This is a genomic window from Pseudooctadecabacter sp. (assembly GCF_020627745.1).
Classification (GTDB): Bacteria; Pseudomonadota; Alphaproteobacteria; order Rhodobacterales; family Rhodobacteraceae; genus Octadecabacter.
The window spans coordinates 20,928-40,927 of record NZ_JAHDGE010000004.1 but is presented as its reverse complement, the minus strand read 5'-3'; the positions used below and the strand labels follow the sequence as shown (position 1 = coordinate 40,927).

Genomic DNA, 20,000 nt, shown 5'->3' with positions numbered 1-20,000 from the left:
CAAATCCGACGGGGGGGGGCGCTGCCCCCGGCCTTCGGCCTCCCCCGGAGTTTTCGGATCAGAAGAATACGGGCGGGCGTGCGAGCCTAGGCGGTTTGGGTCGCGGCGAAGGTTAGAAGAGTTTGGAGGGCGGTCCGATAACGGTCGTCGTCGATGGTCATGGCCACACGGATGTGGCCTGCGCCTGCGGTGCCGAAGCTTTCGCCGGGCATGGTGGCGATATGGTGTTGGTCCAGCAGTGCATTGGCAAAGTCCTGCCCTGACAGGCCCGTGCCGCGGATATCGAGCATGGCGTACATCGCGCCTTGAGTGGGGCTGGCCCTGACGGTGTTTTGGGCGGCCAGCAGGGTTTCGGTGATCTGGCGGCGGCGTTGGAAGGGGGCTGCGACCTGATCTTCAAGCTCGGTGCCTTGGGAGAGCGCGAAGAGGGCGGCGTCCTGTATGTAGCCCGGCACGCCGTAGGTGGTGTGGGTCGCCAGATTGATCATGTGGGTGATCGCATCCTCAGGGCCGCAGACCCAGCCCACACGGGAGCCGGTCATGGCATGGCTTTTGGACATGGAACCCACGACCAGCGTGCGGTCGGCCATATCCGGCAGGGCGCGGGGGCTGATGTGTGTGCCATCCCAGACCTGTGTGTCGTAGACCTCATCCGAGATGAGGGTAAGATCATGGGTCTGACAAGTGGCGGCGATGCCATCCAGCGTGGCGCGGGAATAAACTGCCCCGGTGGGGTTGTTTGGCGTGTTGATCAGCAGGCTTTTGGCGCCGTCTGCCTGGGCCGCGATGTCGGCGGCCTGGGGTTGAAAGCCTGCCTCCGGGCGGGCGGGAACGGCGCGGGGCACACCGCCGACGCCGCGGATCGTGCCGGGGTAGGTCGCGTAATAGGGGTCGATGAAGAGCGCGGTGTCGCCGTCATCCAAAACCGCATGGTGTGCGGCGAAAAGGGCCGATTGCCCGCCCGGTGTGATCAGGATGTTGGCGGGCGTGGTCGGAACGCCGGTGCGGGTGGCGATGCGGTGGGCCACGGCGGCGCGCAGATCATCGGTGCCGGGCACCATGGCATAGCCTGTGTGGCCTTTGAGGGCGGCTCCATGCATGGCGTCCAGTATCGGCTTGGCCGTCCGGATGTCGTGTTCGCCGATTGTGAGTTCGGTGATGTCGTGACCTGCGGCTTTCATGCGGCGGGCCTTGTAGAAGACCTCCCACCCGTCGGAGCCGGAGGGGGTCAGATGTGTGATGCGATGCGAAAGTTTCATGGCGCCACGTGACCTTGCGCACGCGGCGGTGTCAACGGGTGATCAGAGTGCGCGGGCCGGGGCCTTCGGCGGCGCGGGCATCGCCCGGATTATAGAGGGCGCAGGCCTCAAGGGACAGACAGCCGCAGCCGATGCAGCCGTCAAGACTGTCGCGCAGGCGTTCCAATTGGGCAATGCGGGTGTTGAGGTCTGCCCGCATAGCGGTGGAAATGCGGGCCCAGTCGGATTTGGAGGGGGCTTTGTGAACGGGCAGATCGGCCATATGTGCGGCGATATCGGCCAGCGGCAGGCCCAGTCGCTGGGCGATCATCGCAAAGGACAGCCGCCGCAGATCATGCGCGCCGTAGCGGCGGTGTCCGCCCGCGTTGCGCAGCGGATGGACGATGCCGTGGGTTTCGTAGAACCGGATGGCGGAGACCGCGAGGCCGGTGCGGGCAGCGAGATCGCCGATGGTGAGGCCGGACATATGTCTGAGCTTTCGAAAAAAGGTCTTGATCTAAAGTGAACTTGAGAAATTACACCCGTGGGCGTCAAGTCAGAAAAGGAGACAGACCATGACGCGCTTTATCAAATTTCGAAAAGACTGCCTGCCAGCCGAGGTGATCCGGCACCTAGAGCAACAAGGGCTTGGCTGGGGTCATGACCTGGATGCAGGATGCTTCGTCATGAAAACGGAGGACGCGTGATGGCGCGATTGGAACATGTGAACATCAGCGTGGCCGACGGGGCCGGTTTTGCGGCCATGCTGGAGGCGGTTTTCGGCTGGCACATCCGCTGGGAGGGGCCATCGACCGACGGGCAAGGCTATTCGCGCCATGTGGGCGAGGCTGGCAGTTACGTCGCGGTGTATGAGACGGGGGAGCCCGTGACCTCAGGCGGGGTGTTCAATCATCTGGGTGTGGTCGTGAAGGATCTGGACGCTGTGTTGGCGCGGGTTGAGGGCTATGGCCTGACGTCACATCATCACGCGGATTATGAACCGGGGCGGCGGTTTTATTTTATGTCCCGTGAGGGGGTGGAGATCGAGGTGGTGGACTACGCTTGATGCTGTCCCGCCTTGCCGAGGCTATCGGTCCTGCGGACGGCGGGGCGCGCGCGAGGTCTGGCGACCCCGCGCGCCTGACCTGTCATGAGACGCGTTAAGTGAGGCGAGTGTGGAGAGGGGCTGTCGGCCCCTCTGGCCTGCGGCCATTCACCCCGAGAGTATTTCGGGCAAAACGAAACCTAAGGTGCGGGCGGAAGGGCGGCTTGCGCTTTCTTCGTCAGACTTTGGCGAATGATGTTGTAGGACCGCGAGATGCGGTGGGCCAGTTCGTCGGGATCGGCGTCCAGCGGGATATGGACCCAGGATCGGTGAAAATAGGGCGCTTTGGGCCAGCCGAAGAGGTCTTGCAGGTGCAACGCCTCGTCGATGCTGGCGCATTTGACGGCGAGGCCGTCGCCTTTGGCGCCGATGGTGGCAAAGACCTTGCCGCCGACTTTCCAGACGTCGTGATCCGGGCCGAAGCTGTGTTCCAGCGTGGCCCCCGGCAGGGCGGCGCACAGGGATGAGATGGTTTGACGGGTCATACCGTCAGCGTTGCAGAGAGGGCGGCCCATGGCAAGGATGCCGCCGCGCGGGCCGGTTGCGGCGCCGTGTCCAGGCGGGCCTCGATCGTTCGCGCAACGCTGCGGGCGCTGAGAGCGAACGTGCCGTGAGATCGGCAGCCGCGCCGGGCGTTGATTTGTGCAACAGGGCAGGGTATCAGGGGCGCATGAAGAGCATCTGCATTCCGTGCTGCATTATTATTTCCTGCTGAGAGAACTCGCGGGCCGCTCTTTGACGTTTCATCTGATCTGTTGACTTGCTAAGCCCGCGCGGGACACCTGCGTCGAGAGGCTGATATGACGATCAAATTGTACAACACCCGTGTCCGCGAGAAGGTGGAATTTCAGCCGATTAAGGCCGATGACGTGCGGATGTATGTCTGCGGGCCGACGGTCTATGACCGCGCGCATCTGGGCAATGCGCGGCCTGTGATTGTGTTTGATGTGTTGAACCGTCTGCTGCGGCATGTCTATGGCGCGGATGCGGTGACCTATGTGCGCAATTTCACTGACGTGGATGACAAGATTAATGCGCGCGCAGCCGAGAGCGGGCGGTCGATTGGCGAGATCACGGCAGAGACGACCCAGTGGTATCTGGAGGATATGGCGGCTGTGGGTGCGCTAGAGCCCGACCACATGCCGCGCGCCACGGCCTATATTCCGCAGATGGTCGAGATGATCGAAGGGTTGATCGCCAAGGGGCATGCCTATGTCGCCGAAGGGCATGTGCTGTTTGCGGTGGACAGTTGGAAAGAGGGATATGGCGCGCTGTCGGGGCGCACGGTGGATGACATGATCGCGGGGGCACGGGTTGAAGTCGCCCCCTATAAGCGTAACCCGATGGATTTTGTGTTGTGGAAGCCGTCTGATGAAGGGACGCCGGGGTGGGACAGTCCTTGGGGACGGGGGCGGCCCGGCTGGCATATCGAGTGTTCCGCCATGTCCAAGGCGCTGTTGGGCGAGACTTTCGACATTCACGGGGGCGGCAACGATCTGATGTTCCCGCATCACGAGAACGAGATCGCGCAAAGCTGCTGTGCCAATGACACCGACCGGATGGCCAATGTCTGGATGCACAACGAGATGCTGCAGGTGGAGGGCAAGAAGATGTCCAAATCCTTGGGCAACTTCTTTACCGTCCGCGACCTGCTGGATCAGGGCGTGCCGGGCGAGGTGATCCGGTTCGTGATGTTGTCGACGCATTACCGCAAGCCGATGGACTGGACGGAGAAGAAGCGGGTGGAGGCGGAGAAGACGTTGCGCAAGTGGCGCGAGATGACGAAAGGCGTAACAGCTGGAGAAGTAGATCGGCGGGTGGTTGCCGCTTTGAGCGATGATTTAAATACTTCAAAGGCGATAACCGAACTTCATTACCTTGCCCAAGGTCTCGATTGGGAACAGCGAGATATGGCTGCTTTGAAGGCCAGCTTAGTCTTTCTTGGTCTTCTGTCTGACGACACAAACCTTGAAGGTCAGTCCAATCAGAGGCACGACCGCGTCGATATCTTAATAGAGGCAGCGATGGCTGCACGGTGGGCGTTAAGGGCTGCGAAACAGTTCGAACAAGCTGATGAAATTCGAGAGAGCCTCAAGGCGGCTGGAGTCGCTGTTCGAGAGGCAAAAGATAGCTACGAATATGACCTTACAGCAGATTTCGACCCTTCCAAATTGGAGGGCATTGTATGATCTGCGATCAGCGCCTGCGGCGGGCGGGGGGCAAAATTCTGCGAATTTTGCGGGCCTCCGGCGGAGGTATTTCGGAACCAGAGAAACGGGGCGAGGCGCGTGGGTAAAGAGCGGCTTTATATATACGACACGACCTTGCGCGACGGGCAGCAAACGCAGGGTGTGCAATTTTCGACCGGTGAAAAGCAGGCGGTGGCTGCATTGCTGGATGAGCTGGGCGTCGACTACATCGAAGGCGGCTGGCCCGGGGCCAACCCCACGGACAGTGAGTTTTTTGAGGCCGCCCCCAAAACCCGTGCCACGATGACCGCCTTTGGCATGACCAAGCGGGCCGGACGGTCGGCGGAGAATGACGACGTTTTGGCCGCTGTCATGAATGCGGGCACGCCTGCGGTCTGTCTGGTGGGCAAAACCCACGATTTTCATGTGAAAACGGCGCTGGGCATTTCGCTGGACGAAAATGTGGAGAACATCCGCGCGTCGGTGGCGCATATCGTGGCGCAGGGGCGTGAGGCACTTTTTGATGCGGAACATTACTTTGACGGGCTGAAGTCGAACCGCGCCTATACGCTTGAGGCCGCGAAGGCCGCCTATGACGCCGGCGCGCGCTGGGTTGTTCTGTGTGACACAAACGGGGGCGCGCTGCCCCATGATGTGCGCGCCGGCGTCAAGGCTCTGATTGACGCCGGGGTGCCCGGGGATCACATCGGCATCCACACCCACAATGACACCGAAAATGCGGTGGCCAATTCACTGGTGGCGGTCGCGGCGGGGGCGCGGCACATCCAAGGCACACTCAACGGATTGGGAGAACGGTGCGGGAATGCGAACCTGACCACGCTGATCCCCACCTTGCTATTGAAAGAGCCCTACGCCAGCCAGTTTGAAACGGGCGTGACGCGCGATGCCTTGAAAGGGCTGCGGGCGGCGTCGCGGCGGCTGGATGAAATCCTCAACCGTGTGCCACACAAACAAGCGGCCTTCGTGGGGGCATCGGCCTTTGCCCATAAGGCAGGACTGCACGCATCGGCCATCGCCAAGGACCCCACGACCTATGAACACATTGATCCCGCACTGGTCGGCAATGCGCGGATCATCCCCATGTCCAACCAAGCGGGGCAAAGCAACCTGCGCGAGAGGCTGGAGGGGATGGGCCTGCAGGTCGCCAAGGGCGATCCTGCCTTGCAACGCATTCTGGACCGCGTGAAAGACCGTGAGGCTGCGGGCTATTCCTACGACACGGCGCAGGCCTCGTTCGAGGTTCTGGCGCGGGAGGAACTGGGCCTGATGCCCACGTTTTTTGAGGTCAAACGCTACCGCGTCACGATCGAGAGGCGCCGCAACAAGCGCAACGAAGTGGTGTCGCTGTCCGAGGCCGTTGTGGTCGTGAAGGTCGACGGGGAAAAGAAGCTCAGCGTGTCCGAAAGCCTTGGCCCCGATGGGTCCGACCGGGGTCCTGTCAACGCGCTCAGCCGCGCATTGATGAAGGATCTGGGGCGCTATGCGGATCATGTGGATGACATCCGGCTGACGGATTTTAAAGTGCGGATCACCAATGGCGGCACAGAGGCCGTGACGCGGGTCATTATCGACAGTGAGGACGCGCAGGGGCGCACGTGGTCGACCGTGGGTGTGTCGGCCAACATCGTGGATGCGTCATTTGAGGCGTTGAGTGATGCGATCCGTTGGAAACTGGTGCGGGACGGGGCAACAGTATGAGCTTCGAGGCCTGCGCGGCCATCGTCGAACGCGCCGATCCTGACCGGTTCCTGGCGACCATGGCGGCCCCTGTGGCGGCGCGGCGCGTGTTGTTTCCGCTCTATGCCTTCAACGTCGAAGTCAGCCGCGCCCCATGGGTGACGGAGGAGCCGATGATCGCGGAGATGCGCCTGCAATGGTGGCGCGATGCCTTGGAGGAGATCGCCACCGGCGGGTCTGTGCGCCGTCATGAGGTGGTTGATGCCTTGGCAGAGGTGCTTGATCCGCAGGGCGCACAGGCGCTGGACCGATTGGTCGCCGCCAGACGATGGGATGTCTACAAAGACGCCTTTGAGGATGCGGCGCATATGTCCGAATATCTTGACGCCACGGGCGGAGAGTTGATGTGGCAGGCCGCCCGTGCCATGGGGGCAAAGGATGCGATGCGCGCGGACGTGTTGCGCTTTGGGCGCGCCACAGCGACGGCGCGGTTTCTGGCGGCGGTGCCTGCGTTGGAGGCGGCGGGGCGAGTGCCCCTTTTGGATGGCCGCACGGAGGGTGTCGCGACGCTGGCGCGGCAGGCCTTGGCGGATGCGCGACGACCGCAGCTTGGCAAACAGGCGGAGCCTGCAACCCTCGAGGGCTGGCAGGCCGCGCCTGTGCTACGTCAAATCGCGAAGGACCCGCGCCGCGTGGCGGAGGGGGCCGTCGGGCTTAGCCCGTTTCGGTCGAAGGTGCGTTTGCTGCTCTGGTCGTGATATCGCAGGAACTCGGGCGTCCTTGTTTCATCTTGGCCGGTACAACTCTCCCCGAAGGGTCGCTATCCACGGGCTCCATCGCCTAAGGTGCGCGCTTTCACCGTCAGCCAGATCAGCGCGCCACCGGCCAGGGCCAGAAACGGGGCCATGGCGATATTGACGGCGGACCAGCCTTCGATGGGCACCCCGCCCGAACAGTTCATCAACCCGCCCGAGGCCAGCGACGCCATGGTCACGGACCCGAACACGACCATGTCGTTGAGGCCCTGAACGACGCCGCGCTCATGCGCGCCGTGAGACGATGTCAGCAGTGTCGTGGCCCCGATGAACCCGAAGTTCCAGCCAAGGCCCAGCAGGATCAGCGCTGCATAAAAGCTGACAAGCGACGGTTGGTTCGCATCTGCAAGGCTGACACCCCCAAGGGCGGCAAGGCCTGCGGCGGCAAGGATCACAAGTCCCGTGGCCATGATGGTCTTGACGCCGAAGCGCACAATCAGGTGGCCTGTGAAAAAGCTTGGTGCGAACATGGCCAAGACGTGGGCTGAGACGATATCGTTCGCATTATCAAGGCTATAGCCACAGCCGACCACGGCGAGCGGCGTTGACGTCATCACCAGATTCATCAGCGAATAGGCCACAAGGGCCACGATCATGGCGACGATGATATTGGGGTCGCGCAACAGCTCCCCCCGTGTGCGTGGCGGTGTGGCGCTGGCCACTTTGGGCGTGTTGCGGCTGCCCTTGGGCAGATCAAGCGCCAGAAACAGCAGCATCCCGATCAGGTTCAAGGCCACGACTGCCAGATAAACGCCAAGGAAGGGCACGGCGAACTGGCCCTCGACCAGTTTGTTCAACTGGGGGCCAAGGATGGCGGACAAAAGCCCACCGGCCATGACATAGGAAATCGCTTTGGGTTTGAAGGTGTCGGACGCCGTATCTGTGGCGGCAAAGCGGTAGAACCCTTGGGCGGACATATAGATGCCCGTGAAATAGGACCCGATCAGCAGGATCGGGAAGGAGGCCACATAAAGACCATAGGCCGCGATGGCCGCCCCCAACGCACCGGCCAGAGCGCCAATGTAGAACCCCGCGCGCCGCCCAAAAGCCTGCATAAAGGGCGACAGCCACGGCGCGGTGGTCATGGACCCGAAGATGATCAGCGAAATGGGCAGCGTGGCCCAGCAGATGTTGGTGGCAAGTTGCTTGCCAGCCAGACCGCCCACCACAAATATCATCGGCATTTGTGCGCCCAGAATGGCTTGGGCGGCGACAAGAACGGCCACGTTGCGTTTGGCGCGGGTGTCGTCGATCGGGGGGGCTATATCGGTCATGGCACATCGCTACGCCTGAGGGCGCGGGCTGGCAAGGCCCGTTTAGGCGCGATCAATGATATGTGCGAAGGAGCCTGCGACGCGACCTTCGGTCAGGCCCATGGGCGGCAGTGGCGTGCCTTCGGCGTCCGTGGCGTCAAACAGCGGGGTGCCTTGGGCATCGAGCGTGGTGGCGTAGTGGAATTCGTGGGCCGTGTAGCGTCCGGATTTATGCGGGCTGCGTCCGGTGAGGTGGCGGTAGCCGAGGTGCAGTTTGCGGGCGGCAAAGCTGGTGGTAAGGCCCAGCAGGCCGGCCATTTTATGGGGCGTTCCATCCGCGTCGATCAGGGTTTCCCCAAGGACCATGTATCCGCCGCATTCTCCATAAATACCAGACGTTTGTGTGGCGTCCTTGAGGCTTTGCATGAAGGTTCGGTTGGCCGCCAGACGGGCGGCGTGAAGTTCCGGATAGCCGCCGGGCAGAAAGACCGCCTCGGCCTCAGGCACTGCGTCATCGGCGAGGGGCGAAAACGGCAGGATTTTGGTGCCAGCGGCCTGCCAGTCCGCGATCTGGTGGGGATAGGCGAAGGAAAACGCTGCGTCTTGTGCGAGTGCAATGGTTTTCGGAGCCGCGCCCCGATCCTGCGGTCCCCGCGGACCCGGCGCGCGCGGGGGCGCCATGAGAGCGCGCAGGGCTAAGAGGTCAATGTGGGTCGCGATGTGGTCGGCGGCTGTGGCGAGAAAGCGGCCAAGGTCTTGCGTTTCCCCCGCCTGAACAAGGCCAAGATGGCGCGACGGGCGCGCCAGATCGGCGCTGCGGGGCAGCGTGCCCAGAACGGGAATGTTCAATGGGGCGAGGGCTGTTCGCAGCATCGCTGCGTGACGGTCAGAGCCTACGTTGTTCAGGATCACGCCCGCGATATGCACGTCACGGTCATGGGTCGCAAAGCCCCGGACCACTGCGGCGACCGAATGCGACATGGACGCTGCGTTGACGACCAGCACCACGGGAAGGCCAAACTGACGGGCCAGATCAGCGGTGGCGCCTTTGCCTATGGGCGGCGCGCCGTCGAAAAGGCCCATGACCCCTTCGATGATAAAGTCGGCCTCTCCTGTGATCAGATTGGAAAGGCGGTCGGGCGACATTGCCCAAGCGTCCAAATTCAAGCAGGGCTGGCCGGTGGCTGCGGCGTGAAAGGCGGGATCGATATAGTCGGGGCCGGATTTGAACGACCGCGTCACATGGCCCATGCGGTTCAACGCACGCAGCAGGCCCAGTGTCACCGTGGTTTTGCCAGCGCCTGAGGCAGGGGCTGCGATGATCAGGCCTTTGGACATCAGGTTGCGACCTTGGAGTTGAGTTTTTCGGGCCAGATGAAGGGGGACCGCTGTGCGTGCCCTCAGGCGGATTCGGCGGGGCGGCCACGGTCCAGCGGATCAAGGTTCACGGGCGGGATGCCTGCCGCCTGCGCCTGCCAGTCCAGCACGTCGCGCATGCGCACGGCCTGACCGATGCAGATGATCGCGGGCGGTTCAAGGTTCGAGGCTTTTATGTCCGCGTCCAGCTGTCCGAGGGTTGTTTCCATCACCTGCTGGTCGGCGGTGGTTGCGGTGGTCACGACGGCGACAGGTTCGCCTGCGCTGCGCCCGGCCGCGATCAGCTGGGCGGAGATTTGGGCCGCGTGTTTCATGCCCATATAGATGACGATGACCTGAGAGCCGCGTGCGATGCCGTGCCAGTCCAGTGAGGACGGCGTGTTGCCGGACTGGTCGTGGCCGGTCACGAAGGTTACCGATTGGTTCACATCGCGGTGGGTCACGGGGATGCCGGCATAGGCCAGCCCGCCGATGCCTGCGGAAATGCCGGGGATGATGCGGATGGGGACGCCGTGTTGCACCAGCGTCTGGGCCTCTTCTCCGCCACGGCCAAAGACGAAGGGATCACCGCCCTTAAGGCGCAGCACCCGTTTGCCGCTCCGCGCCAGATCGACCAGCCGCAAGGAGATATCGCGCTGCTTGGCACTGGGTTTGCCGCCACGTTTGCCCGCATAGATATGCTCTGCCTGCGGGGCCCAGTCCAAGATCGCCTCTTGCACCAGCGCGTCGTAGATCACCACATCCGCCTGACGCAGCGCGTTGAGCGCATGCAATGTCAGCAGGCCCGGATCGCCGGGGCCTGCGCCACACAGCCAGACCCAGCCGGGTTCCAGCGTTGGCCACTCTGAGGCGGGAAGGGGCATCGTTGTCATGACCCGTTTATGGGCCACTTTGAACGGGCTGGAAAGGTGCAAGGCGACGTCTGTTTGTGCATTGGCGTCACGTCGCAGGCTGGGTAAGGTCGCCCCATGACGCGAAAGCCCGAGGGAGAGCTGCGCCGGGGCTGGACCACGGGCGCTTGTGCCACCGCCGCCACCAAGGCGGCGCTGGCAGGGCTGTGGGGGGACGGGATCCCCGCGCGCGTGTCCATTGTGCTGCCCAAAGGCGAGGTGCCCGAATTCGAGGTCGTGGATGCGCGCGTGGGTGCAGGGTGGGCCGAGGCGGGCATAGTCAAAGACGCAGGCGATGACCCGGATGTCACCCACGGCGTCACCGTGCGGGTGCGCGTTGAGGCGTCATCCGGGGGCGTTGTGTTTGCAGCCGGTGAGGGAGTCGGCACCGTCACCAAGCCCGGCCTGCCGATTGGGATTGGGGAGCCTGCGATCAATCCCGTGCCCCGTTCGATGATGGATCAGGAGGTGGCGGCGGCAGCCGTGGCCTATGGTGCTGCACCCGATGTGCAGATCACCGTATCGGTGCCCGGCGGGGCGCAGATTGCTCTGAAGACGTGGAACCCGCGGCTGGGGATTGCGGGCGGACTGTCGATCCTTGGGACCACCGGCATCGTGCGCCCGTTTTCCTGTGCTGCATGGATCGCGTCGATCCATCGCGGGATAGACGTGGCCCGCGCAGATGGGCTGACCCATGTGGCAGGCTGCACGGGCAACACATCCGAAAAGGTGGTGCAGGAGATGTTCGCCCTGCCAGATCATGCGATGCTGGACATGGGGGATTTTGCCGGTGGGCTGTTGAAATACCTCGCGAAAGCGCCGGACGGGCAGAGCATTGCCCATCTGACCATCGGCGGCGGGATCGGCAAAATGACCAAGCTGGCGCAGGGGGCCATTGATCTGCATTCGGGGCGCTCTCAGGTGGATTTTGACAGGCTGGCCGCGCAATACGACCGGCCGGACGTGGCGGGGGCCAACACGGCCTTGCAGGTTTATGACATGCTGGGCGCGGGCTTTGCCGAAGATGTCGCACGGGACGCCAAGGCTGCGGCGGAACGATTGCTCGACGGGTCGGGCGTGGCCTGTTCTACGGTCGTGATCGACCGTGCAGGCACGGTGATTGGCCGCGCATGACCCTTTTGTTGTTGGCAGGCACGGGGGAGGCCAAACGGATCGCTTGGGGGCTGGCGGACAGCGGGCTGCGGGTCCTGGCGTCTTTGGCCGGGGCCACGCGGTCGCCAGAGCCTTTGCCTGTGCCCACGCGCATTGGCGGGTTCGGGGGCGAAGACGGCTTTCGTGAGGTTCTGGCCGCCGAAAACATTCGCGCGGTGCTGGACGCGACCCATCCTTTTGCCGACAGGATTTCGGACCGGACGGCGCGGATTTGCGCGCAGCTGGGACTGCCATACGCCCAGCTGGTCCGTCCAGCGTGGACGCCACAGGACGGGGACGATTGGACCCAAATCACCACGCCTGAGGACGCAGCCCCCCATGTGCCCATGGGCGCGACGGTGTTTCTGGCAACGGGCCGCCAGACTGTGGCGCGGTTTCGCGCGCTGGAGGGGCGGCGCATTCTGGTCCGCGTCATTGATCCGCCTTCGGCCCCCTTGCCCTTTGAGGGGGGTGAATTCGTGATCGGGCGACCGCCGTTTTCTGTCGCCTCAGAAGTGGCGCTGTTTGAGGGGCTGGGCGTCACCCATCTGGTCACCAAGAACGCCGGTGGCAACGGGGGCCGTGCCAAACTTGATGCCGCGCGTAGGTTGGGGCTGCCGGTGCTGATGATCGCACGGCCTGCGCCGACAACGGGCGTGATCGTCCCATCGGTGGAGGAGGCCTTGGCATGGGTGAAACAGCAATGACCGTTGGCCGGATCATTGAAACGGACGAGGACGTGGCCGAAGGCATGGCATGGCTGGCGGACCGGTGTCCGCGCATGAAAGCCGCCTACGCGCAGACGGGTGAATTGCCCCTGCGTCGCAAGCCCGACGGTTTTGCGGAATTGCTGTCGGCCATCGTGGGCCAGCAGGTCAGTATCGCCAGCGCCGCAGCAATTTGGGGCCGGATGCGGGATGCGGGCTTTACCACGCCTGAGGCCTGTGCCGCCGCGCGCGAGGACGATTTGCGCAAAGTTGGCCTCAGCCGTCAGAAGATCCGATACACTCATGAACTGGCCCGCGCTGAGATTGATTTTGATGCCCTGCGCCGGATGCCAACCGGCGATGTGGTCAAAACGCTGGTCGCGGTGCCGGGGATCGGCCCGTGGACCGCAGAAATCTACGCGATGTTTTCACTGGGGCGCGCGGATGTTTTCGCGCCCGGTGATCTGGCCCTGCAGGAGGCCGCGCGGGTCCTTTACGATTTGCCGGATCGTCCCAAGGACGCGGCATTTCGCAAGATGGCCGAAGAATGGGCCCCGTGGCGGTCGGTTGCGGCGCGGCTGTTGTGGGCGTACTACCGCGTGGCACAGCAAAGGGATGGGATCAGATGACACGGGTTTTGAATTCGCAAAGGCGTGAGGCCGCTTCGGGGGAAATGCGGTCGGCGGTGATTTTTCTGCATGGGTACGGGGCCAATGCCGCCGATCTTATGGGGCTGGCGGATCCTTTGGCAGAGCATTTGCCCGACACCGCGTTCTTCGCCCCCGATGCGCCGGAAGACTGCGCGGGCAGCCCGATGGGGTTCCAGTGGTTTCCAATCCCGTGGATCGACGGATCATCCGAAGAGGAATCGCGCAGCGGGCTGGAACGGGCCGCGTCCGATCTTGATGCCTATCTTGACGGGATCATGGTCGATGAAGACCTTTTGCCAGAACAGGTGATGGTATTGGGCTTTTCGCAGGGGACGATGATGTCGCTGCATGTTTTGCCGCGCCGTGAGGATGCCGTTGCCGGGCTGTGCGCATTTTCGGGCCGTTTGCTGGAGCCTGAGCTCCTGAAAGACGAGGTGGTGAGCCGTCCGCCGGTCCTTTTGATCCATGGTGACGAGGATGAGGTCGTGCCCGTCCAGTCGCTGCCCGCGGCCGCCGAGGCTCTGCAGCAGGCAGGCTGGAAAGAGGTATATGCCCATATCCAGAAAGGCACCGGTCACGGGATCGCGCCCGACGGATTGTCCGTCGCCTTGGCGTTTATGCGCGAACGGCTCGGCTATCAGTAAAGCGCCGCAGCCCCGCTTTACTGCACAATCAACGTCGGGCTTGTCACCGCGGTCGCGACCGGCACGGCCACGACGGGTCCTGTTGTGACGGGGGTGGCAACAATTGTGGTCGCCGGAACAACCGCCACCCCCGGCGTGGCAACGACGGGTGTCGCGTTTTTGCACAGGTAGTGGTGGCGATAGAGGAACCGTGTCCCTAAGGGCGGAACTGTCGTGACGAAGTCTGCAAACTGCGCGCGCGTGGCGCAAATCCGTTCCGCCTCGGCCTGAACGATCCGGTCCGGCGTGGGGGAGGTCGAGCGCACAAAAATCGTATCTGCTGGCAGGGTCGGCGGGGAAGCAACGGGCACGACCGGCGCACATCCCGCAGCCAGCACACAAAGCGCAAACCAGATCATTGCGCCCCCGCGCCTCCCCAACGTGTCTGATCGCCTGCAGGGCCTGAAAGCCTTCCGTCGCATCATCTTTCGCATCTTCTTTCCTTCCCACCGGACAATCTCCGTCCTGCTACGGGAAAATCCTTAAGATACCGTTGCGGGCGGGTGTGCCCTGCGGCAAGGGGTCCAAGCCCAGATATTGGGCTTGCCAGTTGTTTGATGCCATATATAGTCGTCTTCAAGGCAGGAGCGGGGCTCCCGCTCTGGTGCCAGCAGCGGCAGACAGGGTGGGACAGATTTTGCAAATTCACGACCAGATGAACAGTGATTTCAGGGCTGATTTTGTGCGCCAGCCGGCCGGGTTGAAACACCATCCAGCGCTGGTCCTGAACGCCGATTACCGCCCCTTGTCCTACTATCCCTTATCGTTGTGGCCATGGCAGGATGCGGTCAAGGCCGCATGGCTGGACCGTGTTGATATCATTGCCGAATATGACGAGGTTGCGCGGTCTCCGTCGATGGAAATTCGCATCCCGTCCGTTGTGGTGCTGAAGGATTTTGTCAAACCCCAACGCAAGGTCGCCTTTACCCGGTTCAATCTGTTTTTGCGCGATGAATTTGCCTGTCAGTATTGCGGCGCCACGGGGGATCTGACGTTTGATCACGTGGTGCCACGTGCGGCGGGCGGGGTGACGTCGTGGGAAAACGTGGTTGCGGCCTGTTCAAAGTGCAACCTGTCGAAAGGGTCCAAATCCCTCAAACGGTCGGGGTTGTCCCTGCGCAAGCCGCCGCGCCAGCCCGCAGCCGAACAGCTGCGCAATATGGGCCGGAAATTTCCGCCAAACTGGCTGCACGACAGCTGGCTTGATTTCCTCTATTGGGACGCCGAGCTGGAGGCGTGACCGGACCTGTCCGCACGCCCGATCACCTGCGCGCCAGTGATGCCGCCGCCGGGTTCGAGGTGGCGGATGATTTCGCGCCCTTCAACCAGATGAACGACATCTTCACCCGCGCCATGTGGGACGACCGCGTGCGCAGTGCCGACACCGATGCGTTCTTTGCCAGCTACCGGATGGAGGCCGCCCCAAGGCGGGGCGAAGGGTTCGGCCCGCGTGATTTTGCCCTTCGGAATGCGGCCTGGCTTGTGAGCGACATCATCTCGAACCGGGCGGCGGAGGACGGCCTGCGGGAGGGGTTTCAGGGCGCGATCCGCAATGACACGCCGGTGGCCGCGCAAAGGGTCGATCTTGCCCCGCCCGAGGCCGAGGCCGCCGAGATCAAGCGTCTGGCGCGGTTTTTCGGGGCGGACCTGTGCGGGATCACCCATATTGATCCGCGCTGGCACTACACCCACCGCCCCGACACCAAGACGATGGAGCCTGTGCCCAACACACTGCCTGACGGGCTGACCCATGTGATTGTGATGGGCCACGAGATGGATAAAGCGCTTGTCGACACCTATCCCAGCGCACTGGCAGGGGCGGCCACGGGGCGCGAATACAGCCATGAGGCCGCGATTGTCATGCAACTGGCCGCCTATATTCGCAATCTGGGGTTTGAGGCTGTGGCATCAATGAATGACACAGCCTTGGTCATACCTTATGCGATCAAGGCGGGTTTGGGCGAATACGGGCGCAATCAGATGGTCATCACGCCGGACTTCGGGCCGCGGGTGCGGTTCTCGAAAATCTTCACCGATATGCCTCTGGCGGTTGATGCAGTGCGTGAGCTTGGGATCGCAAGGTATTGTCGGGATTGTACAATTTGTGCGGATGCCTGCCCGCCAAAGGCCCTGCCTAAAGGGGCGCCTGACTTTGGGGCGGAGGTCGCAGGCGGCAGCCCGTCAACCCAGACCGGTGTCAGGAAATGGTCGGCGAACTGTGAAGCGTGTTTTGGCTATTGGGCGAAAATAAAGACCGATTGCGCCATCTGTATGCGGGTGTGTCCGTTCAACCATCATGCTCGCGGCACGCTGTGGTACCGATTGGCCACCTCCCGTTGGCGACTGATTGCGCGGTGGTGGGCGGCGCGGCGCAGGCCCGCGCGCCTGAAGCCATCGAAATGGTGGGCCCAATCGCGATGAGCGCTAGACCTTACAGAGGCATAGGGCTAAAGAGGCGGCGTTAGCGCTAACCGCGACCCGAATAGGAGGCCCCGAATGGTATCCCGCGTCATTCCCGTAGAAGACTTTGACCTTGTGATTTTCGGAGGTACCGGCGATCTGGCCCGCCGCAAGATCCTGCCTGGCCTGTTCCGGCGGTTCCTGTCCGGTCAAATGCCCAAAACCTCCCGTATCATCGGGGCCGCACGGTCCGATCTGGACACCGCCGGCTACCGTGAAATGATCCGCGACGCGATTGCCGAATTTGGCGGGCAGGAGGCCAAAAACACCAAAGGTCTTGAGGCGTTTCTGGCGCAGCTGGATTACATCGCCGTCGACGCCAAAGGCGATGGCGGCTGGGATGACCTGCATGAGATGATCCGCTTTGAGGTCGTGAACGCCTTTTACTTCTCCGTCGCGCCCAGCCTGTTTGGCGATCTGGCCGAACGGTTGCACACCTACAAGATCGCCGATGACAACAGCCGCGTGGTTGTTGAAAAGCCCTTTGGTCGTGACCTTGAAACCGCGCAGGCGCTCAACGCAACGCTGGCCGAACATTTCGACGAAAAGCAGATTTACCGGATCGACCATTATCTGGGCAAAGAAACGGTGCAAAACCTGATGGCCGTGCGGTTTGGCAATATCCTGTTCGAACCACTATGGAACAACCATTACGTCGATCATATCGAAATCACCGTGGCCGAAACCGTGGGCGTCGGCGGGCGCGGGGCCTATTACGACAAATCCGGTGCCATGCGGGACATGGTGCAAAACCACCTGATGCAGCTTTTGTGCCTCATCGCGATGGAGGCCCCGTCGGTCTTTGATGCCGATGCGGTGCGCGACGAAAAGTTGAAAGTGATCCGTGCGTTGCAGCCCGTTGAACCACACCATATTGTGCGCGGGCAGTATGACCGCGACGGGGACGACCCCAGCTACCGCGAGGATGCGGAGAACGAGAGGTCCTTCACCGAAAGCTTCATCGCCATGCGCACCGAAATCGCCAACTGGCGGTGGGCGGGTGTGCCGTTTTATTTGCGCACTGGCAAAAAGCTGAAAGCGCGCGCCTCCGAGATCGTGGTGGTGTTCAAGGACCTTGGCCATTCGATCTTTCCCGGCGATCAGGAACGCCACCGCAACATTCTGTCCATCCAGTTGCAGCCCAACGAAGGCATGCAGTTGCGCGTGACGATCAAGGAGCCCGGACCGGGGGGGATGCGTCTGGTAGACGTGCCGCTGGACATGACCTTTGCCGATGCGCTTGGCCCTGATGCCGAAGACAGCCCCGATGCCTATGAACGCCTGATCATGGATGTGATCCGGGGCAACCAGACGCTGTTCATGCGCGGCGATGAGGTTGAAGCCGCATGGGCATGGACCGACCCGATCATCGAAGGGTGGGAAAAGCGCGGCGATGTGCCGAAACTCTACGATCAGGGATCTGCGGGGCCTGATGATGCGTTGCTATTGATGCACCGCGAAGGCCGCCGTTGGAGCCAGATCAAGGCCTGAGCAGGGCGCACGAACTAAGGAGCCGTCATGGACTTTGTAGAATACCCCGACGCCGAGATGATGATGATGGATCTGGCCAGTGTTCTGGCCGGTGATTTGGAAAACGTCCTTCTGACACAGGACCGCGCGTCCTTTGCGGTGCCCGGTGGGACCACGCCGGGGCCGATTTTTGACGCACTGTGTGCAGCCAAACACATCGACTGGGCGCGTGTGGACGTGATGCTGACCGACGAACGCCGCGTGCCTGAGGATCATGAGAGGTCCAACACACGGCTGATCCGGCAGCGGCTGTTGCAGGATGCGGCGGCGGCGGCCAATTTCGTCAACATCATTCCCGAGGATGACGCCGCACTGGCCGCCAAATCCGAAAGCCTTGCTGCGCATTTGCCGATTTCGGTCATGTTGCTGGGAATGGGCGCGGATATGCACACGGCCAGCATTTTCCCCAATTCCGCCGACGTGACCCACGCCCTTGGCACCGATCAGGCGCTGGCCTTTGTACAGCCGCCCGACGGGTTGGAACCGCGTGTGACATTGTCAGGCGGGGTCCTTAAAGGGGCGATGGCACGTCATATCGTGATCACCGGTGCCGCCAAACGTGAGGCGCTGGAACGCGCAAGCGGGCTGTCCCCCGAAGAGGCCCCCATCGCGGCCGTTCTGGCCGGATCAACAGTGCATTGGGCGGAAGGATAAGTCATGTGGGATAAGCTGAAGACGCATCATGAGGCCGTCAAAAGCCGCCGGTTCGAAACCTTGGTCGATGCAGACCGCGCGCAGGGCTTTGCCGCCCAGACGGGTGACATGCGGCTGGATTATTCCAAAACCAACATCGACGCGGACGGCCGCGCGCTGTTGATCGACCTGCTGGACCAGTCCGGTGTGGCCGCCAAACGCGACGCCATGTTCGGCGGCGCGGCGATCAACGAGACCGAAGGCCGGGCCGTGCTGCACACGGCGTTGCGCAATCTGGATGGTGGGCCGGTCATGGTTGACGGGCAGGACGTGATGCCGGGGGTTCTGGATACGCTCAACCGGATGGAGGCCTTTGCCGAGGATGTCCGCGCAGGCGTGTTTACGGGGCAGGGCGGCAAGATCACCGATGTCATCAACATCGGGATCGGCGGGTCCGATCTGGGGCCAGCCATGGGCGTGCTGGCGCTGCGGCCCTATCACGACGGGCCGCGCTGTCATTTTGTCAGCAACGTCGACCCTGCAGATATCGCGGACACCCTGCGGGCCTGTGATCCGGCGACGACGCTGGTGATCGTGGCCTCCAAGACCTTCACCACCATCGAAACCATGACCAACGCGCGCACCGCAAAGGCATGGATGGGGGAGGCCGTGGCCGATCCTGCGGCGCAGTTTGCAGCGCTCAGCACGGCGGAAGACAAAACCTCGGATTTTGGCATTCCTGCGACCCGTGTGTTCGGGTTCGAGGACTGGGTCGGTGGCCGTTATTCCATGTGGGGGCCGATTGGCCTGTCGATGATGATCGCCATCGGGGCTGACGGCTTCCGCGCGTTTTTGCGCGGCGGGCAGGACATGGACCGGCATTTTCAGGCGGCAGACTGGGCCGACAACATGCCTGCCATGCTGGCGCTGGTGGGCATCTGGCACAACCAGATTTGCGGCTATGCCACCCGCGCTGTGCTGCCCTATGACAACAACCTCAGCCGGTTGCCTGCCTATCTTCAACAGCTTGAGATGGAGAGCAACGGCAAGGGCGTCAGCATGGACGGCGCTGAACTGTCGGTGAACTCCGGCCCCGTCGTTTGGGGGGAGCCTGGCACCAACGGCCAGCACGCCTTTTATCAGCTGATCCACCAAGGCACGCGGGTGATCCCCTGCGAATTTCTGGTGGCCGCACGCGGGCACGAAGACGACCTGCATCACCAGCACCAACTGCTGGTGGCCAACTGTCTGGCCCAGTCGGAGGCTTTGATGAAAGGCCGCGATCTGGATGAGGCGCGGTCGAAAGTCGCCGATAAGTTCGAAGGGGATGAGTTGGAACGCCAAGCACATCACCGTGTCTTCAAAGGCAACCGCCCGTCCACGACACTGGCCTATCCAACACTGGACCCGTTCACCTTGGGCCAGATCATCGCCCTTTATGAACACCGCGTGTTTGTCGAAGGCGTGGTGCTCGGTATTAACTCCTACGACCAATGGGGGGTTGAGCTGGGCAAGGAACTGGCCACGGCGCTGCAACCTATTGTCGAGGGCGCGGATGCGGCGGGCAAGGACGGGTCAACCGCCGGTTTGGTCAGCTTCCTGCACAGCCACGGGCTGTAA

21 protein-coding genes are annotated in these 20,000 nt (G+C 62.6%); 14 read left to right on the top strand and 7 right to left on the bottom strand.

The features are described 5' to 3' along the window. Positions 1-86: 86 nt before the first annotated feature. Both QZ653_RS02900 and soxR read right to left on the bottom strand, forming a co-directional pair. On the bottom strand, positions 87-1,259 hold the full coding sequence (locus QZ653_RS02900; RefSeq protein WP_296417477.1) for a pyridoxal phosphate-dependent aminotransferase: 1,173 nt from the start codon (positions 1,257-1,259) through the stop codon (positions 87-89). A gap of 31 nt (positions 1,260-1,290) precedes the next feature. Then, the gene (gene soxR, locus QZ653_RS02895) at positions 1,291-1,725 is read right to left on the bottom strand and encodes a redox-sensitive transcriptional activator SoxR (protein ID WP_296417476.1); all 435 of its coding nucleotides are present in this window, start codon (positions 1,723-1,725) and stop codon (positions 1,291-1,293) included. An 88-nt stretch (positions 1,726-1,813) separates the two neighbouring features. Here soxR and QZ653_RS02890 point away from each other — a divergent pair, with 88 nt between their 5' ends. After that, positions 1,814-1,945 carry a hypothetical protein gene (locus tag QZ653_RS02890; protein WP_296417475.1) on the top strand — a complete coding sequence of 44 codons (132 nt, stop codon included), beginning with the start codon at positions 1,814-1,816 and terminating at the stop codon, positions 1,943-1,945. After that, positions 1,945-2,304 (top strand): VOC family protein, encoded by a 360-nt coding sequence (locus tag QZ653_RS02885; RefSeq protein ID WP_412765986.1) that lies wholly within the window; start codon positions 1,945-1,947, stop codon positions 2,302-2,304. The genes QZ653_RS02890 and QZ653_RS02885 overlap by 1 nt, the downstream gene beginning before the upstream one ends. A gap of 179 nt (positions 2,305-2,483) precedes the next feature. Here QZ653_RS02885 and QZ653_RS02880 read toward each other — a convergent pair whose 3' ends face one another. After that, positions 2,484-2,828, bottom strand: coding sequence for an MmcQ/YjbR family DNA-binding protein (locus tag QZ653_RS02880; protein WP_296417473.1), 345 nt, complete (start codon positions 2,826-2,828; stop codon positions 2,484-2,486). A 315-nt stretch (positions 2,829-3,143) separates the two neighbouring features. Here QZ653_RS02880 and cysS point away from each other — a divergent pair, with 315 nt between their 5' ends. The 3 genes from cysS to QZ653_RS02865 all read left to right on the top strand — a co-directional run bounded on the left by cysS (position 3,144) and on the right by QZ653_RS02865 (position 6,988). Beyond that, positions 3,144-4,532, top strand: a complete 1,389-nt coding sequence (gene cysS / locus QZ653_RS02875; protein WP_296417472.1) for a cysteine--tRNA ligase — start codon at positions 3,144-3,146, stop codon at positions 4,530-4,532. Positions 4,533-4,631: 99 nt separating this feature from the next. Beyond that, positions 4,632-6,251 (top strand): citramalate synthase, encoded by a 1,620-nt coding sequence (gene cimA, locus QZ653_RS02870; protein ID WP_296417471.1) that lies wholly within the window; start codon positions 4,632-4,634, stop codon positions 6,249-6,251. After that, a complete protein-coding gene (locus QZ653_RS02865) occupies positions 6,248-6,988 on the top strand; it encodes a squalene/phytoene synthase family protein (RefSeq protein ID WP_296417470.1) in 741 nt (246 codons plus the stop codon). The genes cimA and QZ653_RS02865 overlap by 4 nt, the downstream gene beginning before the upstream one ends. A gap of 62 nt (positions 6,989-7,050) precedes the next feature. On the opposite strand, the gene QZ653_RS02860 is transcribed toward QZ653_RS02865, so the two are convergent. The 3 genes from QZ653_RS02860 to cobA form a co-directional block, all read right to left on the bottom strand. After that, positions 7,051-8,319, bottom strand: a complete 1,269-nt coding sequence (locus tag QZ653_RS02860; RefSeq protein WP_296417469.1) for an MFS transporter — start codon at positions 8,317-8,319, stop codon at positions 7,051-7,053. A gap of 42 nt (positions 8,320-8,361) precedes the next feature. Then, positions 8,362-9,636 carry a cobyrinate a,c-diamide synthase gene (locus tag QZ653_RS02855; RefSeq protein WP_296417468.1) on the bottom strand — a complete coding sequence of 425 codons (1,275 nt, stop codon included), beginning with the start codon at positions 9,634-9,636 and terminating at the stop codon, positions 8,362-8,364. Between the two features lie 62 nt (positions 9,637-9,698). Continuing rightward, positions 9,699-10,547, bottom strand: coding sequence for a uroporphyrinogen-III C-methyltransferase (gene cobA / locus QZ653_RS02850; protein WP_296417467.1), 849 nt, complete (start codon positions 10,545-10,547; stop codon positions 9,699-9,701). A 96-nt stretch (positions 10,548-10,643) separates the two neighbouring features. On the opposite strand from cobA, the gene QZ653_RS02845 reads away from it, so the two are divergent. The 4 genes from QZ653_RS02845 to QZ653_RS02830 are packed head-to-tail and all read left to right on the top strand — an operon-like array spanning position 10,644 to position 13,718. Next, positions 10,644-11,699: a cobalt-precorrin-5B (C(1))-methyltransferase gene (locus tag QZ653_RS02845; RefSeq protein ID WP_296417466.1), complete on the top strand. Its 1,056-nt coding sequence runs from the start codon at positions 10,644-10,646 to the stop codon at positions 11,697-11,699. Then, a complete protein-coding gene (locus tag QZ653_RS02840; protein ID WP_296417465.1) occupies positions 11,696-12,424 on the top strand; it encodes a cobalt-precorrin-6A reductase in 729 nt (242 codons plus the stop codon). Before QZ653_RS02845 ends, QZ653_RS02840 begins: the two co-directional genes overlap by 4 nt. Next, a complete protein-coding gene (locus tag QZ653_RS02835) occupies positions 12,421-13,053 on the top strand; it encodes a DNA-3-methyladenine glycosylase family protein (protein WP_296417602.1) in 633 nt (210 codons plus the stop codon). Before QZ653_RS02840 ends, QZ653_RS02835 begins: the two co-directional genes overlap by 4 nt. After that, positions 13,050-13,718, top strand: a complete 669-nt coding sequence (locus QZ653_RS02830) for an alpha/beta hydrolase (RefSeq protein WP_296417464.1) — start codon at positions 13,050-13,052, stop codon at positions 13,716-13,718. Before QZ653_RS02835 ends, QZ653_RS02830 begins: the two co-directional genes overlap by 4 nt. Before the next feature lie 17 nt (positions 13,719-13,735). On the opposite strand, the gene QZ653_RS02825 is transcribed toward QZ653_RS02830, so the two are convergent. Further along, complete coding sequence (locus tag QZ653_RS02825; RefSeq protein WP_296417463.1) at positions 13,736-14,116, bottom strand: hypothetical protein; 381 nt, start codon at positions 14,114-14,116, stop codon at positions 13,736-13,738. A 296-nt stretch (positions 14,117-14,412) separates the two neighbouring features. Between QZ653_RS02825 and QZ653_RS02820 the strand changes: the two genes are divergently transcribed. The 5 genes from QZ653_RS02820 to pgi all read left to right on the top strand — a co-directional run bounded on the left by QZ653_RS02820 (position 14,413) and on the right by pgi (position 20,000). After that, positions 14,413-14,997 carry an HNH endonuclease gene (locus tag QZ653_RS02820; RefSeq protein ID WP_296417462.1) on the top strand — a complete coding sequence of 195 codons (585 nt, stop codon included), beginning with the start codon at positions 14,413-14,415 and terminating at the stop codon, positions 14,995-14,997. Further along, a complete protein-coding gene (locus QZ653_RS02815) occupies positions 14,994-16,178 on the top strand; it encodes a reductive dehalogenase domain-containing protein (RefSeq protein ID WP_296417460.1) in 1,185 nt (394 codons plus the stop codon). The genes QZ653_RS02820 and QZ653_RS02815 overlap by 4 nt, the downstream gene beginning before the upstream one ends. A 75-nt stretch (positions 16,179-16,253) precedes the next feature. Further along, entirely contained in the window at positions 16,254-17,708 is a 1,455-nt protein-coding gene (gene zwf / locus QZ653_RS02810; RefSeq protein WP_296417459.1) for a glucose-6-phosphate dehydrogenase, read from the top strand. 27 nt (positions 17,709-17,735) lie between these two features. Then, the gene (pgl, locus tag QZ653_RS02805) at positions 17,736-18,401 is read left to right on the top strand and encodes a 6-phosphogluconolactonase (RefSeq protein WP_296417458.1); all 666 of its coding nucleotides are present in this window, start codon (positions 17,736-17,738) and stop codon (positions 18,399-18,401) included. Positions 18,402-18,404: 3 nt separating this feature from the next. Next, a complete protein-coding gene (gene pgi / locus QZ653_RS02800) occupies positions 18,405-20,000 on the top strand; it encodes a glucose-6-phosphate isomerase (protein WP_296417457.1) in 1,596 nt (531 codons plus the stop codon).

What these genes read in the sequence shown, in the direction of transcription:
- QZ653_RS02900 (WP_296417477.1), bottom strand. Translation starts at nt 1,259, where the DNA reads ATGAAACTTTCGCATCGCATCACACATCTGACCCCCTCCGGCTCCGAC.
- soxR (WP_296417476.1), bottom strand. Translation starts at nt 1,725, where the DNA reads ATGTCCGGCCTCACCATCGGCGATCTCGCTGCCCGCACCGGCCTCGCG.
- QZ653_RS02890 (WP_296417475.1), top strand. Translation starts at nt 1,814, where the DNA reads ATGACGCGCTTTATCAAATTTCGAAAAGACTGCCTGCCAGCCGAGGTG.
- QZ653_RS02885 (WP_412765986.1), top strand. Translation starts at nt 1,945, where the DNA reads ATGGCGCGATTGGAACATGTGAACATCAGCGTGGCCGACGGGGCCGGT.
- QZ653_RS02880 (WP_296417473.1), bottom strand. Translation starts at nt 2,828, where the DNA reads ATGACCCGTCAAACCATCTCATCCCTGTGCGCCGCCCTGCCGGGGGCC.
- cysS (WP_296417472.1), top strand. Translation starts at nt 3,144, where the DNA reads ATGACGATCAAATTGTACAACACCCGTGTCCGCGAGAAGGTGGAATTT.
- QZ653_RS02865 (WP_296417470.1), top strand. Translation starts at nt 6,248, where the DNA reads ATGAGCTTCGAGGCCTGCGCGGCCATCGTCGAACGCGCCGATCCTGAC.
- QZ653_RS02860 (WP_296417469.1), bottom strand. Translation starts at nt 8,319, where the DNA reads ATGACCGATATAGCCCCCCCGATCGACGACACCCGCGCCAAACGCAAC.
- QZ653_RS02855 (WP_296417468.1), bottom strand. Translation starts at nt 9,636, where the DNA reads ATGTCCAAAGGCCTGATCATCGCAGCCCCTGCCTCAGGCGCTGGCAAA.
- cobA (WP_296417467.1), bottom strand. Translation starts at nt 10,547, where the DNA reads ATGACAACGATGCCCCTTCCCGCCTCAGAGTGGCCAACGCTGGAACCC.
- QZ653_RS02845 (WP_296417466.1), top strand. Translation starts at nt 10,644, where the DNA reads ATGACGCGAAAGCCCGAGGGAGAGCTGCGCCGGGGCTGGACCACGGGC.
- QZ653_RS02840 (WP_296417465.1), top strand. Translation starts at nt 11,696, where the DNA reads ATGACCCTTTTGTTGTTGGCAGGCACGGGGGAGGCCAAACGGATCGCT.
- QZ653_RS02835 (WP_296417602.1), top strand. Translation starts at nt 12,421, where the DNA reads ATGACCGTTGGCCGGATCATTGAAACGGACGAGGACGTGGCCGAAGGC.
- QZ653_RS02830 (WP_296417464.1), top strand. Translation starts at nt 13,050, where the DNA reads ATGACACGGGTTTTGAATTCGCAAAGGCGTGAGGCCGCTTCGGGGGAA.
- QZ653_RS02825 (WP_296417463.1), bottom strand. Translation starts at nt 14,116, where the DNA reads ATGATCTGGTTTGCGCTTTGTGTGCTGGCTGCGGGATGTGCGCCGGTC.
- QZ653_RS02820 (WP_296417462.1), top strand. Translation starts at nt 14,413, where the DNA reads ATGAACAGTGATTTCAGGGCTGATTTTGTGCGCCAGCCGGCCGGGTTG.
- zwf (WP_296417459.1), top strand. Translation starts at nt 16,254, where the DNA reads ATGGTATCCCGCGTCATTCCCGTAGAAGACTTTGACCTTGTGATTTTC.
- pgl (WP_296417458.1), top strand. Translation starts at nt 17,736, where the DNA reads ATGGACTTTGTAGAATACCCCGACGCCGAGATGATGATGATGGATCTG.
- pgi (WP_296417457.1), top strand. Translation starts at nt 18,405, where the DNA reads ATGTGGGATAAGCTGAAGACGCATCATGAGGCCGTCAAAAGCCGCCGG.